Annotated in this window: 8 protein-coding genes and 1 pseudogene; 6 read left to right on the top strand and 3 right to left on the bottom strand. The window is 52.7% G+C overall.

Annotated features, from left to right (window positions below; translation table 11 throughout):
• Positions 1 to 33 precede the first annotated feature (33 nt).
• The 3 genes from BLU64_RS02725 to BLU64_RS02720 all read right to left on the bottom strand — a co-directional run bounded on the left by BLU64_RS02725 (position 34) and on the right by BLU64_RS02720 (position 8,198).
• Positions 34 to 6,414, bottom strand: coding sequence for a type I polyketide synthase (locus BLU64_RS02725; protein ID WP_074727848.1), 6,381 nt, complete (start codon positions 6,412 to 6,414; stop codon positions 34 to 36).
• Positions 6,415 to 6,635: 221 nt separating this feature from the next.
• Positions 6,636 to 7,232 carry an AMP-binding enzyme gene (locus tag BLU64_RS17800; RefSeq protein WP_327062218.1) on the bottom strand — a complete coding sequence of 199 codons (597 nt, stop codon included), beginning with the start codon at positions 7,230 to 7,232 and terminating at the stop codon, positions 6,636 to 6,638.
• A 54-nt stretch (positions 7,233 to 7,286) separates the two neighbouring features.
• Positions 7,287 to 8,198 carry a class I adenylate-forming enzyme family protein gene (locus BLU64_RS02720; RefSeq protein WP_342341532.1) on the bottom strand — a complete coding sequence of 304 codons (912 nt, stop codon included), beginning with the start codon at positions 8,196 to 8,198 and terminating at the stop codon, positions 7,287 to 7,289.
• 558 nt (positions 8,199 to 8,756) lie between these two features.
• Here BLU64_RS02720 and BLU64_RS02715 point away from each other — a divergent pair.
• The 6 genes and pseudogenes from BLU64_RS02715 to BLU64_RS02690 form a co-directional block, all read left to right on the top strand.
• Positions 8,757 to 9,030 (top strand): annotated as a pseudogene (locus tag BLU64_RS02715) (IS3 family transposase); the annotation flags it as partial.
• A 642-nt stretch (positions 9,031 to 9,672) separates the two neighbouring features.
• Complete coding sequence (gene tssB / locus BLU64_RS02710) at positions 9,673 to 10,167, top strand: type VI secretion system contractile sheath small subunit (RefSeq protein ID WP_026742266.1); 495 nt, start codon at positions 9,673 to 9,675, stop codon at positions 10,165 to 10,167.
• 25 nt (positions 10,168 to 10,192) lie between these two features.
• Positions 10,193 to 11,740: a type VI secretion system contractile sheath large subunit gene (gene tssC, locus BLU64_RS02705; RefSeq protein ID WP_074727846.1), complete on the top strand. Its 1,548-nt coding sequence runs from the start codon at positions 10,193 to 10,195 to the stop codon at positions 11,738 to 11,740.
• A 17-nt stretch (positions 11,741 to 11,757) separates the two neighbouring features.
• Positions 11,758 to 13,098: a type VI secretion system baseplate subunit TssK gene (gene tssK / locus BLU64_RS02700; RefSeq protein WP_026742268.1), complete on the top strand. Its 1,341-nt coding sequence runs from the start codon at positions 11,758 to 11,760 to the stop codon at positions 13,096 to 13,098.
• The gene (tssL, locus tag BLU64_RS02695; protein WP_026742269.1) at positions 13,095 to 13,784 is read left to right on the top strand and encodes a type VI secretion system protein TssL, short form; all 690 of its coding nucleotides are present in this window, start codon (positions 13,095 to 13,097) and stop codon (positions 13,782 to 13,784) included. Before tssK ends, tssL begins: the two co-directional genes overlap by 4 nt.
• On the top strand, positions 13,781 to 15,499 hold the full coding sequence (locus tag BLU64_RS02690) for an OmpA family protein (protein WP_026742270.1): 1,719 nt from the start codon (positions 13,781 to 13,783) through the stop codon (positions 15,497 to 15,499). The genes tssL and BLU64_RS02690 overlap by 4 nt, the downstream gene beginning before the upstream one ends.
• The last annotated feature ends 1 nt before the right edge of the window (position 15,500 follow it).

Raw genomic sequence — 15,500 nt, 5'->3', positions numbered from 1 at the left:
GCTATCACAAGGCCTCGATAGTTTTTTACACCGTTATTTCCTATCTTTTTGGGGGCCAAAAGCTCCTTTTTTTATAGGGGTTTTTGGGGCGGTCTCGTTTAGCAGTGCGGATAAATTTCCTGCTGTTTGGGCGACATATTCTGTCAGCAGTTCGAAGTGGCTTCCCGGTGTAATGACGCTTTTCACCAGATTGGGCCATTCATTAGCCCATTGCGTTGGGTGTGCGGAAGCAGGGTAATCCGCAGCCTGGAGCATAAATGTCGGGGTTTTCAAGTGAGCGGGCGTCCATTGAAGGCCGAATAGTTCGAGATACCAAGACATCGCCATCATCGCATTGTCCTCGCCTGTCCAGAATTCGCCTTTTGCTGCGAACCAAGTTTTAAGCACATCCCCCATCGCATCCTCGCTCATGGCCGAGGGCGGGAAGCTGTCAATTAACACGACGGATTTGGCCGGTCGACCTCGAGCTTCTAACTGATGAGCTGTTGCATGGGCGACAAGCCCGCCTGTTGAGAAGCCGACCAGAGTAAATTCACGCCCTTCCGAGCCTCGTTCCACCGCCGTCGCTAGCGCGGCTGCCGCTGCATAGTCGGTTGCCGGTAGGGGAGATGTATCGTATCCGGGCAAAGGTATGGTCAACAGACTGTATCGATCGCACAACGCTGAGTTCAAGCGCTGGTAGGTTAAGTTAGCGGCGGCCGGGATAAATGAGTTCAGGCAGATTAGCAGCGGTTTCTCTCGTTCGCGTCCCAGCCACACCCCCTCTGGGGCATATTGGTTATGCTCCAGATGTGAGAAATGCTTACGCAGTCGCGCAGCGCCTGCCAGTACACTCAGCCCATCATTCGTCATGCCTTGTTCCACGGCTTTTCGCAGAAGTTGAAACAACCCTCCTTTGGTTTTCTGCTGTTCGATATGGGGTTCTTCTGAAGGATCCTGCATGCTCTTGAACACCAAGCTAAGTAAGAATTGGGCCAATGCTTGTGGGGTTGAATGCTCAAAAATCGCGGTGGCTGGGAGACGAACCCCTAGCGCAAGTGACAGGCGACTGCCCATTTCCACCGAGGTAAGAGAGTCAAATCCAAGAGAGATGAATTCCTCGTTGCTTCTTATGGACTTCGGTTCGGGATGATTCAGTACTTCTCCCGCGGATTGAATAATCACGTTAAGCAAATAAGGGAGTCTTTCTTTCTCTGGCATTTCAGCGAGCTGCAGTGAGGGCGCTGGGGCGCTCTGGGATGCAGAACGACGTGGAAGCACCTCCGTGAGAAGTGAGGGAGCGTGTTGATCGCGTAGCGCTTCCAGATTCAAGCGTGCCGGTATCAGCAACGGTGCGTGTTCGACGACTTCCGTGCCGACAACGGTATCCAGGAATGCTAATCCTTGCGTACGTGAAAGCGGATTTTGACCGGTGTCGATAATACGTTGGATATCGTCGCTGCCGAGTTGTTCGCCCATTTCCGAGCGTTCGGCCCACATTCCCCAAGCCATTGCCGATGCAGGCAAGCCGAGGTGGCGCCGGTAATGCGCGAGGGCATCCAGAAAAGCGTTGGCGGCGGCGTAGTTACCCTGTGCCTTTTGCGGAAGAATGCTGACGGCGGAAGAGTAGAGCACAAATGCTGAAAGATCGTAATTCAGCGAGAGCTGGTGTAGGTTCCATGCAGAAACGGCTTTTGATTGTAAAACGTTGTCGACTTGCTCAGCCGTCATGCTGTCCAGCAATGAGGTGTCCACGGTGCCTGCCGTGTGGATAATCGCCGTCAGTGGATGCGCTTCAGGTATCGCGTTCAGCAACGATTCCACCGCCTGAGGGTCGGCAACATTGCAAGCGATGAACGTAGCTTGCGCGCCAAGCTCGGCGAGTTCTTCACGTAATGCATCGGCTCCCGGAGCCTCTATTCCGCGCCGGCTCACCAGTAGTAGATGGCGAACACCGTGGCACTCAACCAAGTGTCTGGCGGCAGTCCTGCCCAGTGCGCCTGTACCGCCTGTGATCAACACGGTGCCCCCAGGCTTGAGGTTGCGGCATAACTTTTCCTGCTGGTCGGTGCCGTCATGAGCGGAAAGATCACCGTCGCCAGCCGCTTTTACCAACCGTGGTGCGAGTATTCTCCCAGCGCGCAACGCGAGTTGCAATGTATGGGGAAGCGCATGAATAGCCATGCTTATCAATGACCATGATGCGTTTTCAATATCATCAATATCAAGCAGGAAGAAGCGGCCAGGATATTCAAGCTGTGCCGTGCGGACTAAGCCCCAAATAGGAGATTGCGCTAGATTGGGGACACTCTCATCTTCACGAGTCGCTACCGCGTTTTGCGTCACTACAATGAGAGGCGTGTTGGTCGTTCGTACATCGTTAAGCCATGTTTGCAGGGTGCTGAGCACAAGGTGTGTTGGATTATGGTCGATATAGGTATCGTCATTGTCAGCGTTGGGTACGATAAACATCGCGACATGTTCCGGCTCGGGAGCGAAGCACGCCAATGCATGATCTATATCCGTATAGACGATGAGGGATGAGTCTTCCTTCGTTATGTCAGATAACCAGGGCTGCAACGTATCCTGCTGAGTAATCCACAGCGGTTTGATTGAGGTAGGAGACGCAATCGGTTCGACCTCGCGCCAAAGCAGACGATAAAAAGTTGGACGCACTGCTGAGTGAGTCTGCTGTGCACTGGATGATTTCAAGACCATGGAGTCAACGACAGCGACAGCATTCCCGGTATCATCAGCGAGTCGTAATGAATATTCACGGTAACCTAAAGCGCTGGACGTTGAGGGCTTACGCACCAAGTGTCCTCTCAGGCGGTGTACGTTCTTGGCATAGGTCCGTAGCCCACTCAGGAAAAAAAGTAGACGGGGCTGATTGTTATCCGTTTCTACGTTCAGCTTTTCGATTAATGCCGCCTGCATACCCGCGTCTAATATGGTGGGATGCAGGATGAAATCCTCTCCCTGTTCGCCTTGGATCGGGGGGAGCGTCGCTTCGACATACAAACTGTCGTTATATTCCCAGACGTGGGTCAGCTGTTGGAAAGATTCACCGAGCACGACGCCTTTTTCGGCAAGTTGTTCATACAGTGGGCTAAAATCAACCGGTTCGGCATTTGAGGGGGGCCAGTTTGGCGAATGTAAATCCGGCCATTCAGGCGTTGCCGTGTTATCCGGCACGAGATGACATGTCGCATAGCGTTGCCACACCGGCGTCAGCTCAGCGGGCTGTGTGGGATCGGGAATATAGAAATAGGCTTCGGCCTGGCGTGCTCCACTTGCATCCAGTTCGCCGATTCGCAATTGGATGTGAGCGGGGGCTTGTTTCTCCAGCGGTAAAATGGTGTGCAGAGAAAGTTCGTCCATGCGCTGGCAACCGATCAGTTCCCCGACGAATAACATGAGTTCAGCCGTCACGGTGCCGGCGACGGCGGCGACATTGCCAACCACATGTTCCAACAACCACGGTTGCTTCGCCGCATCTAGTTTTCCGGTGAAAATCCAGCCTTGCTGATTGGCGAGACTGATACCTGCGTGTAGGAACGGATGGTTAACGGTGAAGAGTCCACCGTCGAATGTCGGCCGTCTTTCTGGGGCTTGTAACCAATAGCGGCGCCGCTGGAATGGATAAGTGGGCAGCGCAGCGGGCGGCGCTGGGGGAAGCAATTTCGTCCAGTCCAACGGTTGTCCCTGCGCGTACAGTTGCGCTAATGCGGCGAAAAAGGGACGCGATTCATCCCGTTCCTTCCTTAAGGAGGCAACCCAAACTATGCCGGGCAGGCCATGGGAATCTGTGGCGGTAGCGGCTCGCCCCAATGCCGTGAGCACACCGTCAGGGCCGACTTCCAGCGAGACGACGGTGTTATGCATTTGTAGCCATTGGATGGCGGCGTCGAAACGTACCGCGCTGCGGGCTTGATTTGCCCAATATTCAGCGGAGCAGGCTTGTTCATTGGAAAGCAGCGTGCCGGTCACCGTGGAGACGATTGGAATAGCGGGAGTATGAAACGCCAGTGTTGAGAGTGTGCGCTGTAACTCGCTAGTCATGCTATCGATGTGGGGAGAATGAAACGCATGGCTGGTTTTTAATCGGTGAGTACGGCAACCGCGATCGCGCCACTGTTCAGCGATGCTCAGTACAATATTCGTATCGCCGGATATGACGACGGAGGATTGCGTATTTACCGCAGCAACGGCGACGCTGTCTTCATATCCCTCCAGTGACGTTAAGATTTCCGCTTCACTGACCTCAATCGCCACCATTGCGCCGTCGGCGGTAATGGATTGCATCAGTTTCCCCCGGGTGGCAACAAAAGTTGCGGCATCAGACAGATTGAAGACTCCGGCGATATGGGCGGCGGCGATCTCGCCGATGGAGTGACCGACCATCACATCGGGAAGCACGCCGAGATGCATGACCGTCCGGCATAAGGCGACCTCGAAAGCGAAAAGAGCCGCTTGGGTAAAATCGGTTCTGTTCAGCAGCGCGGCGTCTGTGGTGTCCTTTTCTGCAAACATGACGGTTTTCAGTGGTTGCGGCAGCAAGGGATCGATGTGCTGACAGACTTCGTCGAGCGTTTGGGCGAACACGGGCGACAGACGGTACAATCCTTGCCCCATCGTTGGCCACTGGGCACCTTGTCCGGTAAAAACAAACGCGGCGTTGCCCGACCGGGAGCGGACACCTTGAATGACGCCAGGAGCGTAACGGTTATCGGCGAGTCCCTCGAGAGCGTCGAGTATGCCGTCGCGGTCGTCTGCAGTGACTACGGCGCGGTAATCAAAATGAGTACGGTGGGTGGCTAACGAGTAAGCTACCGCACTGAGGTCAGAGACTTTTTCCCGACTAATCCACGATTGTAATTGCCTGGCCTGTGCGCATAGTCCACTGGGTGACGCCGCTGACAACGGTAGTGAGATGCCAGGAACCGGGAACGTCTTTTCGGTCGCTGCGGGTTTTTCCGAAGACGAGATAAGAGGCGCTTCTTCCAAAATGAGATGCGCATTGGTCCCCGAAAAGCCAAATGCCGAAATGGCTGCACGTTTTGGACGTCCGCTATCAGGCCAATTTATCGCAGCATCAAGCAATTTTATGTCGCCGCGTGACCAGTCGATTTTGGAAGATGGTGTCTCAGCATGTAACGTTTTGGGGAGTTGCTCATTTTGAAGAGCCATGACCATTTTTATGACACTGGCGACGCCAGCGGCGAGTTGCACGTGACCAATATTGGATTTTAACGATCCCAGCCACAGCGGTTTATCCTCGGTCCGATGTTTACCGTAAGTATTAAGCAGCGCATGGGCTTCTATGGGATCGCCGAGCGAAGTGCCTGTGCCGTGAGCTTCGACGACATCGATATCGGAAAAAGTCAGCTCTGCGTTATTCAGCGCTTGGCGAATGACCTGTTCCTGCGCGGAGCTGCTAGGCGCGGTCAGCCCGTTGCTAGCGCCATCCTGGTTGATCGCGCTCCCGCGGATCACGGCTAAAACGGTATGATTTGATTTTATCGCATCAGACAGCCTTTCCAGCAAAATGAGGCCTGCCCCTTCGGAAAAGCCAGTTCCATCCGCTGCGTCGGAGAAGGCTTTGCACCTTCCATCTGCGGCGAGTCCGCCCTGACGCGTGAATTCGGCGAACACATCTGGCGAAGCCATAATGGTCGCACCGCCGGCGATGGCAAGTGAACACTCTCTGTTTCTTAGGGAACTGATGGCTTGATGAATGGCCGTAAGAGAGGAGGAACAGGCTGTATCCAATGTGACTGCCGGACCGTTTAATCCTAGCACGTAAGCAATACGTCCTGAACTAATGCTGCTTAGGCTGCCCTGTAAGCGATAGCCGTCGGTGGCGGGATTACGCCGTTCAATATCACTGATATAGCCATTGTGAGTTGTGCCGATAAAGACGCCCGTTTGGCTGTTCTTTAGTGTCGCGGGAACAATACTTGCGCGCTCCAGAATTTCCCAACTGATTTCGAGTAATATTCGCTGCTGGGGATCCATCGCCAGAGCTTCACGATCAGATATTTTAAAGAAACTGGCGTCAAATCCGACTGCGTCAGCCAGAAATCCTCCCCGCCAGGTTTTCGCGATGGCCATAAGGTCTGGCGTCTGTGCAAATATTGCATCAATGTCCCATCCCCGATCGATGGGGAAGGGGCCTATGGTTTCTTTTCCATCAGATAATTGTTGCCACAGCTGTTCAGGGGAGTGGATGCCGCCAGGGAGGCGACAGCCCATAGAAATGATGGCAATGGGTTCATGCGCAATCTGGGTTAAATACTGATTCTGCTGCTTCAACTGTTTGTTAAGCAAAAGACTTTGACGTAATGCATCAACAAGACGCGGTTCTGTAGTGTCTTCGCCGGTTCCTGCCGGATCGATATTCTTCCTAATGCTGTTGTCAGCTCTGTGCATCATGACATTTCTTCCTTGGTTGATATGGCGTTAGACAATTCAGACTTAGAACCCGACTAGGGGGACTGAAGACGTTTCCGTATTTGTTCATCAGCGCTGCGGCATTATCAGCCATCCAGCACCGCGCAGATGAGAACAGGGCGTGGCAGAAAGAAGCTCACGAGAATGTCATTGGCTTTCTTTCGCGCTTGCATTGCGCGATAACGGATTAGGCTGTTTATTGGTCAACCTTGTGTTGATACGATCATGTGTTTCTTGGCGTGGTTTTTGAGTTGTTCATATTGATTTGTTAACTTACGCCTGCTGATTTTTCCCATCGTCGCTAGCGCGATGTCCTGAACGAAAATATATTCTGAGGGCCGTTTATAGTGGGCAATATGATGAGATAAAAATTCTGATAAATTTTCTGTGCTAGGGACGTTATCTGATGCTGTTTGAACCAATGCAATAATACGTTCACCTGAAAAAGTATCGGGAATACTAAAGGCGATGGCTGCGGCAATATCTTGATGTTGAATAAGCGCTTGCTCAATCTCTATCGGGTAAACAGGGTAGCCTTCAATTTTTATTTGCTCTTTTTTTCTGCCAATAAAAATCAAATGACCATCAGGTGCTTGTTGAACAATATCGCCTGTTGCGATCCATCGGTCGGATGGGAATAGGTCGACATCATGTCCATTCCAAATACCTAATACTTTTGCCGGGGTGAGAATAAAGAGTTCCCCTTCCTCTGATGAGGTGCTTTCGATTCTGAATTTAACGGAGGGAAGGGCGAAGCCAATAGATGGCTCGTTGAGTGTACAAAGATCGTGATGATACATCACTGGTCCGCCTAGTTCCGTTTGGCCATACGAGCTTTGTAATCGAGAATCAAATCATGCAAGAAAGTGTTGGCTGAGTTCGGTCCCACATACGTCGCCACCGACAACGCAAACGGTGTCACTAAGGTTAAGTGGAGAATGTTGTTTTTTCGCTGTGTTGATAACTGCCTGATAATTCGACGGTGTTCCCGCTATCCATGCGATATTTTTCTTTTTTAATAGCTCGACAAACTCATTGATGTTGGATTCCGGAAGCAATAATACCGTATAGCCTTTTTGAATCGCGGCTAGCGTAATCAGTATGCTCCATGGACTAATTAAGTTCACCAGGCTAATAATCACGATTCTTTGGTTGTCTGAGTTTTTAATCGTGGGATTGATTGTCGCCTGGGTTAAATTAAGTGCATTGACTAATGTTTGTTGTGAATAAACTATCCCTTTGGGCTGCCCTGTCGTACCAGATGTATAAAATATGGATGCAATTTCGTCAGGAAGTCGGTCGTCAGTATCCCGGGGTTCTGCGTTTGAAACGACGTTATCCCAAGAGCGAGTGTGATGATTTTCATCGTTATGATTGAGGTTAATAATCCATTTCTTTTCAATGGTCGGGCATAAATCAATCTCTTTACCCATTTCATTAAATCGAGCGGCATCGCCAATATAGAGGCGGGAAGCACTATGTTGTATCAATTTTTTTGCTTCACTAGCCGATAGTTTTAAATTAAGAGGAACGAAAACAGCGCCAATTTTTAAGCAAGCGTAATAGATGGCGAGTAGCTCAACCTTGTTATCCATATGGATAGAAACACGATCACCTTTTTCTATTCCTTCTCGCTGCAAACCCGCTGCTAATTTTTCACTTAAAGCCAACAATTCGCTCAAGGTTACGTTTTGGTTATGTAGTATTACCGCGATACCGGTGGGGTGCAAAGTGGCGATTTTCTTAAAATATGAAAAGGCGGCCATAATATATGTCCTATGGTTATCCTAAAACGATGAGGAAAACAGTTTTTGAATTGGTGATGCTAAAAGCGTTTGTTACTTTATAAATGAGGATATTTTAATGATAAAAAGGAAAATAATCATATTGATTATTACTTTTCTCTATGATTGTTTTTATCTTGTGATGAAGGAACAGTCCCATCGATTAAACGATGATTTAATGCTTAATGATACATGATGTTAGTTATTTTTATGCTTGATCTATCTGATGGTATTTCGAGTTTATTTTGATGGTTTTATTGTTCAAGTATGCTTTGCTGAGTTTAAATGAAAAGTGAGATAGGCGGGTGGTGTAATATTTTACGATTAAAGCGAAAGTCAAGCAGCCATGATTTTTATCGGTAATTTCATCCTTATAGGATGACAACTGTAAATAAAGTATATAGGTATATTAATAATGCCTATAGACATACCAAAATTTATCTTTGCTAATAAAACTAAATTTTGAAGTGTGAGTGATTCCAGTCTTTTACGAATTCGAGAAGAATAAATCAAAACGCATCGGAAAAGATTTTTAGGCCAACCCAGTATGGCAGAGACGACTGGCGACGTTTCTGTCGGGCTAATAACCTTGCGCCGAACATGAGCTGGCGTGGCAACTGCTGGGATAATGCCGTAGCAGAGTCGTTCTTCAGTTCGCTGAAAAAAAAAGCGTATCAGAAAGCGTATATATGAAACCCGCTATCTGGCCCGCGCCGATATCTTCGATTACATTGACGTGTTCTACAACCGAGCCCGGCGTCACAGCCACCTGGGGGGCATCAGCCCGGAGGCCTTCGAACAGGCCTCGCCGTGAGGACAGAATGTGTCTACCGTGGCGGGGTCAGTCCAAACGAACAAAAGACAGCTAGAAGCAGTGGCATGTGGCCTATCCACTTAGGCAGTTTGTAACGTTTAGCTTGCATAACGCAGTGCTGATCTCAACGTGCAAAAATTTTTTTGCACCCTTGAATATCGCAGCGAGACGAACACCCCGCTGCCACGCCCGTTCTTCTTTAGTCTGATGCATCTTCATTCTCCTGATTGAGCGAGTCTTCTCCCGACTATCGCGGAACTCCTGAATGGTGGCTAACTCTCATGCCAGCTGAAGCTCGTTCTGAAAATAAGGCCGTTTAGCCTTCCTTTCATATCTGCATTTATTACGTAAAGGTTAATAACGCTAAATCAGTGCCGTCTCACGGTTAGTTGTTTTACGACGCTGGACGTCTTGACTACTGATTAGGTTGCTGTTGATTTTTTTTGATGTAAATCAATCGATTTTCAGGATTTTCTTGTGTGCAGGCATATCTTGCTATCCGTTTGGTACTTGTTTAATAACGGTGAGCAATTATTGTGGCCCTCCAGTTAGAGCTTGTTCGGGAGTACGTCATTTGGCATCAGCTGGTCTCTGTCTGCATTGCGCCCGGACTGCCGCAACTTCACAGCACAAGGACTTGTTATGTCTTCGTTTCAGAATGAAATACCAAAAGCACGCGTTAATTTAAAGCTGGATTTACATACAGGTGGCGCGCAGAAGAAAACCGAACTGCCTCTCAAGCTCCTGGCCGTGGGTGACTTCAGCAATGGTCAGGAAAACCGTCCGCTGTCTGAACGCGGGAAGGTGAATGTGGATAAAAACAATTTCAACAGTGTTCTGGCTGAGTTCTCCCCTTCCGTTAACCTGGCGGTAGAAAATACCCTGGCAGGGGACGGTAGCGAGGAAAACGTGGCTCTGACCTTCCGGGACATGAAGGATTTTGAACCAGAACAGGTTGCCCGCCAAATCCCGCAACTGAAAGCCATGCTTGCGATGCGAAATCTTCTGCGCGACCTAAAATCCAATCTTCTTGATAACCAGGCCTTCCGCAAAGAGCTGGAAAAAATACTGCTTGACCCGGCACTCAGCAATGAACTGCGCACTGAACTCTCCTCACTGGCACCGAAAGACGCCTGAAGATAACCCGGACTCATACGGAATCATGCTCATGTCTATAAAAAAAGAAAATGCTGTCGGAGGCGAAAGCGTTGTGCTTGAGTGCCCGACTGAAAGTGGTGTGTACGCTTCTCTGTTTGAAAAAATCAATCTGAACCCGGTCTCTTCCCTGAGTGCGCTGGATAGCTGGCAGGACGCGCAGGCGATGTCGGATGCGACCGCGGATGAACGTATAACTGCTGGGATGCAGGTATTTCTGGAGTGCCTGACCAAAGCAGGCTCAAAGGTTGAAAAACTCGACAAAAACCTGATTGACCATCACATCGCAGCGCTGGACTACCAGATTAGTCGTCAGCTTGATGCCGTCATGCACCATGAGGACTTTCAGGCAGTAGAAAGCCTGTGGCGCGGCGTGAAATCGCTGGTCGACAAAACCGATTTCCGCCAGAACGTGAAAGTTGAACTGCTGGATATGTCCAAAGAAGACCTGCGTCAGGACTTCGAAGACAGCCCGGAAATCATTCAGAGTGGACTGTATAAACACACATACATTGATGAGTATGATACACCGGGTGGCGAGCCTATTGCCGCGCTGATTTCCGCCTACGAGTTTGATGCGTCTGCGCAGGATGTCGCCCTGCTGCGCAACATTTCTAAAGTCTCTGCCGCAGCCCATATGCCGTTTATCGGCTCTGCCGGCCCTAAATTCTTCCTGAAAGACAGCATGGAGGATGTGGCGGCTATTAAGGATATCGGTAACTACTTTGACCGTGCTGAATACATCAAATGGAAGTCCTTCCGCGAGACGGAAGATTCCCGCTATATCGGTCTGGTGATGCCGCGTGTGCTGGGGCGCCTGCCGTATGGTCCGGACACTGTGCCCGTACGCAGCTTCAACTACGTGGAAGAAGTGAAAGGCCCTGATCACGACAAATACCTGTGGACCAACGCCTCGTTTGCCTTCGCATCCAACATGGTTCGCAGCTTCATCAACAACGGCTGGTGTGTACAAATTCGTGGCCCGCAGGCCGGAGGCGCTGTGCAGGATCTGCCTATTCATCTGTACGATCTGGGCACCGGCAATCAGGTGAAGATCCCGTCAGAAGTGATGATCCCGGAAACCCGTGAATTCGAGTTTGCAAATCTGGGCTTCATTCCCCTGTCCTATTATAAGAACCGCGATTACAGCTGCTTCTTTTCGGCTAACTCAACCCAGAAACCGGCGCTGTATGACACCGCAGATGCGACAGCCAACAGCCGCATCAATGCGCGTCTCCCATATATTTTCCTGCTGTCGCGTATTGCCCACTACCTGAAGCTTATTCAGCGCGAAAATATCGGCACCACCAAAGACCGTCGTCTGCTGGAGCTTGAGCTGAACACCTGGGTGCGTGGTCTGGTGACGGAAATGACCGACCCGGGCGACGAACTGCAGGCCTCCCACCCGCTGCGCGACGCCAAAGTGGTAGTGGAAGACCTTGAAGACAACCCGGGCTTCTTCCGCGTGAAGCTGTACGCCATCCCGCACTTCCAGGTGGAAGGGATGGACGTCAACCTGTCGCTGGTTTCCCAGATGCCGAAGGCGAAATCATAAGCTAAGGCAGGAAGCCAATGAAAACGGAACAACCGCTATGGGGCAGGGGCGTAATGGTCTCTCCCCAGCACTTCCAGCAACAGGCCGCGTATGCGGCCTGGTCTGCGGAATGCATCGCCCGACTGGGTCTCTCCCATCCCTGGGGAGTGATTGACGCCACTTTCGAACCGGATGCACTGAAACTGGGCCGCCTACAGGCCCGTCATCTGCACATCCGCTTCCCCGACGGCACGCTTATTGACACGGATAATGCTGATGACCTGCCGCCGGTGCTGTCGCTTGAGAGCGAATCACAGGACGTGGTGGTGGTTCTGGCGCTTCCGCTGCTGCGGGCGAATGGCGGCAACTGCCTCAAACCTGATGAAGTGGCTGAACGCCCTGTTCGTTATCGCCAGCGCTGGCGGGATGTCCGCAACACCTTTGGGGATGATACCCGCCAGATTGCAGTGATGCAGCCAGAGCTGACGCTGCGTTTTGCCCATCAGAACAACAGCGATTATCTGACCTGTCCGGTCGCCCGACTGCAGCAGGATTCGCAGGGGGCGTGGTTACTGGATGAGACGTTTCTCCCCCCGCTGCTTACCATCAAGGGCAGTCGCTGGCTGGTGACCCAACTGGAACAACTGATGACACAACTTCGCGCCCGACTGAGTCGACTGATGGCCATGCGTCGTGAAAGTAACGAGCGCATGGCCGATTTTGCCGTGGCTGACGTGTCTCTGTTCTGGCTGCTCAATGCCCTGAACAGTGCCGAACCTGTGCTGGGACAGTTTCAGCGTCACCTGCAAAACCCGCCTGAGCGCCTGTATTCGGAGGTGGCACGGCTTGCGGGCAGTCTGCTGACGTTCTCGCTGGCGCATCAGGTAAGCGCCATCCCGGCCTGGCAGCATGAGCGGCTGAATAACGTCTTCCCGCCGCTGTTTGACTTACTGGGCGACCTGCTGGAAGCCAGCCTGCCGTCGCGCGTGGTGGCGATTGAGCTTGAGCACGATGCCCGGCTTCACTTCTGGCAGGCGCGTTTGCATGACCCACGCCTGCGTGAAGGGGCGGATTACTACCTCTCAGTACGTTCGCCGATACCGGTGGCACAACTGCAGGAACAGTTCCCGCGTCAGTGCAAGGCCGGCAGTCCCGATCATGTCAGGAGCATCGTCAATTCATCGCGGGTGGGCGTTCCTCTGACGCCGCTGCGTCATGTGCCGGCCGCCATTCCGCTGCGTCTGGAAAACCAGTATTTCAGCCTCGATGTCTCTCATCCTCTGGCCACCGAAATGCTCACGGGCGGCACCTGTATGTTTTACGTTCCGGGCATGCTCGGCGAGCCTGAACTTGAACTCTTTGCGGTACTGAGAACATGAGTGAGCCTAAACGCAGCACTGCTGCGTCCATTGATATTGATACCCTTCTGCAGGACACCTGGCTGCAGGTGATCAGCCTGCGCCACGGACCGACGTTTCAGGATGGAGAGGGGCGCACGTTGTGGGAACGTTGCATTGCTGATGTCGAACGTGTACAGCGTGAGCTGAAAGTAAGCAAACTCGATGAAGCCAGCTGTCAGCATATTCTCACCGCACAATGTGCGCTGCTTGATGAGGCGGTAAAAGGGCGAGGTGTGGAAGATGACGCCTGTGTGCAGTGGTATGACATTCCCCTGCAGGGACACTTCCTTGGCACCATGGATGCCGGTGATACGTTGTGCGATCGAATGCGTGATGTGCTGCGTGAACCGGCGCCTGACCATGCTGTCGTGACCTGCTTCCAGCGGATCATGATGCTGGGATTTCTCGGCAGTTTCCGCTCGGTGAACGACCCGGAGCGCCAGAAAATCGTCAACGCGCTCAATGAGCATGTCACGCCGTTCAGCTATCCGCAGACTCATCCGGTACTGGCAGAAAGCCATGCCGGGCGACGAATGAGCGGCTGTCTGGCGTCATGGCCCGTGCGAATCGGCCTGAGCGTGATGGTGGTGGCCGCGCTCTGGTGGGGACTAAGCCACTGGCTGGATCAGATGCTAGTGACTCTGCTGCCGGGAGCCGTGAAATGAGTCCTGCACAACAGCGCGGGCTTGCGCTGTGGGCCGCCCTGCTGAGTACAGTGGTTTGCCTAGGTTTCCTGCCGGTCACCCGCCTGGTTTCTGTGTTCGTTTTGCTGGCGATGCTGGGGATTATCCTGGCGTTCCGGACTGTCGCCAGTCGGCGTGCGGGGCATGACATCCCCCTGTGTCTGGATGACCTCCCAGAAGCCACTTACCGTCAGCCCGTGGTGCTGGTATGTGGTGATTTGCCGCTGGCATGTATGCAGCAGTCACCGGTGCTCACTGTCACGCAGGGATGCTGGATCCGCGTGGCGGATCATCAGGATCTGGAACAGGCGGCCCGACAGGTACTGTGGCTGCGCCCTGACTGGGGCCGCCAGCTATCGGTGATGGTCAGCGTCTGTCCGCAGAAACATGCCGACAGCGAGCGTCTTACCAGTCGCCTGCTGGCCCTGCGCTGGAAAATCAGCCAGTTGCGTAAAGAAACGGGTCATTCTGTGCCGCTGGTTCTGCATGGTCAGATTGGCAGTGTGATGACGAATGACCTGCTCTGGCAGGCGGCTATACCGGGGGAAGGGGTGAGGGTCTGGCGTGAGTCTTCAGCGCCGGGCTCGATCGCTGCATGGATCACCACCGTCGGGTTGCCTGCGATGCAGCAACAGGTGCTGATGAACAGCCTGATGGGCTGGTTCCATCAGCATGTCCAGGCTGTCTTTATGGATGAGAACCCCGATGTTCCTGTCATTGCACCTGTTGCGGTGCTGTGGGGAATGGGACCGATCCTTGCCGGAAGTCTGGCCACATCGGCCTGGACGGCCTGGCTTTCCCGTCACACGGCGATGCAGCAGGTGGCGGGCTGGCAGCCGGTGGGAACGGACAGTACGGTTATATCCCCCTTCCCGGATTTTATCCTGCCGCTGCTGCCCGAAGGGCGAGGCCTGACGCCGCGTGAGCGTACCTGGCGTTGCGCGCTCGGGATTTTCACTCTGGCGGCTATTGCCGCGCTGCTCAGCAGTGGCTGGAACAATCGCCAGCTGCTGCAGCGTGTGAGTTTCGATATTGCCCGCTATGAGCGCATCACGATGCAAGATTTTGGACCCAAAGCCGACGCCGTTGCCGTCCTTCGTGACGATGCGACAGAGCTGGATGACCAGGCACGCAATGGCGTACCGGTGCGGATGGACCTCGGTCTGTATCAGGGGGAGCGTCTGCGAATGCCTTTGCTGGATGCGATCCGCTCTTATGTGCCCCCGCCCCCGCCCTCGCCGCATGAACCGCAGCTGAAACCCAAACCGGTACCGAAAATTGTCCGCCTCGACAGCATGTCGCTGTTCGATTCCGGCAAATCCGTGCTGAAGGCTGGCTCCACCAAAATGTTGGTGAACTCACTGGTCGGTATCAAAGCGAAGCCGGGCTGGCTGATTGTGGTGAGTGGGCATACCGATAACACCGGTAGCCCGAAACTGAACCAGACGCTGTCACTCAGGCGTGCCGAAGCGGTACGTGACTGGATGCGTGACACCGGTGATGTACCGGAAAGCTGTTTTGCGGTGCAGGGCTATGGCGAGAGCCGTCCTATCGCAACCAATGACACCCCGGATGGGCGTGCGCTCAACCGCCGTGTCGAAATCAGTCTGGTACCGCAGGCCAGTGCCTGTCAGATACCGGGCCACACCCAAGCGTCATCGCAGGATGATGGCGCATCACAACACAATGGAGAGTAAT

This window comes from Lonsdalea quercina, from assembly GCF_900107885.1.
Taxonomy (GTDB): Bacteria; Pseudomonadota; Gammaproteobacteria; order Enterobacterales; family Enterobacteriaceae; genus Lonsdalea; species Lonsdalea quercina.
Note: the sequence above shows the minus strand (reverse complement) of the source record. Positions and strands in the feature narration are given on the sequence as shown.

What these genes read in the sequence shown, in the direction of transcription:
- BLU64_RS02690 (WP_026742270.1), top strand. Translation starts at nt 13,781, where the DNA reads ATGAGTCCTGCACAACAGCGCGGGCTTGCGCTGTGGGCCGCCCTGCTG.
- tssB (WP_026742266.1), top strand. Translation starts at nt 9,673, where the DNA reads ATGTCTTCGTTTCAGAATGAAATACCAAAAGCACGCGTTAATTTAAAG.
- tssK (WP_026742268.1), top strand. Translation starts at nt 11,758, where the DNA reads ATGAAAACGGAACAACCGCTATGGGGCAGGGGCGTAATGGTCTCTCCC.
- tssC (WP_074727846.1), top strand. Translation starts at nt 10,193, where the DNA reads ATGCTCATGTCTATAAAAAAAGAAAATGCTGTCGGAGGCGAAAGCGTT.
- BLU64_RS02720 (WP_342341532.1), bottom strand. Translation starts at nt 8,198, where the DNA reads ATGGCCGCCTTTTCATATTTTAAGAAAATCGCCACTTTGCACCCCACC.
- tssL (WP_026742269.1), top strand. Translation starts at nt 13,095, where the DNA reads ATGAGTGAGCCTAAACGCAGCACTGCTGCGTCCATTGATATTGATACC.
- BLU64_RS17800 (WP_327062218.1), bottom strand. Translation starts at nt 7,232, where the DNA reads ATGTATCATCACGATCTTTGTACACTCAACGAGCCATCTATTGGCTTC.
- BLU64_RS02725 (WP_074727848.1), bottom strand. Translation starts at nt 6,414, where the DNA reads ATGATGCACAGAGCTGACAACAGCATTAGGAAGAATATCGATCCGGCA.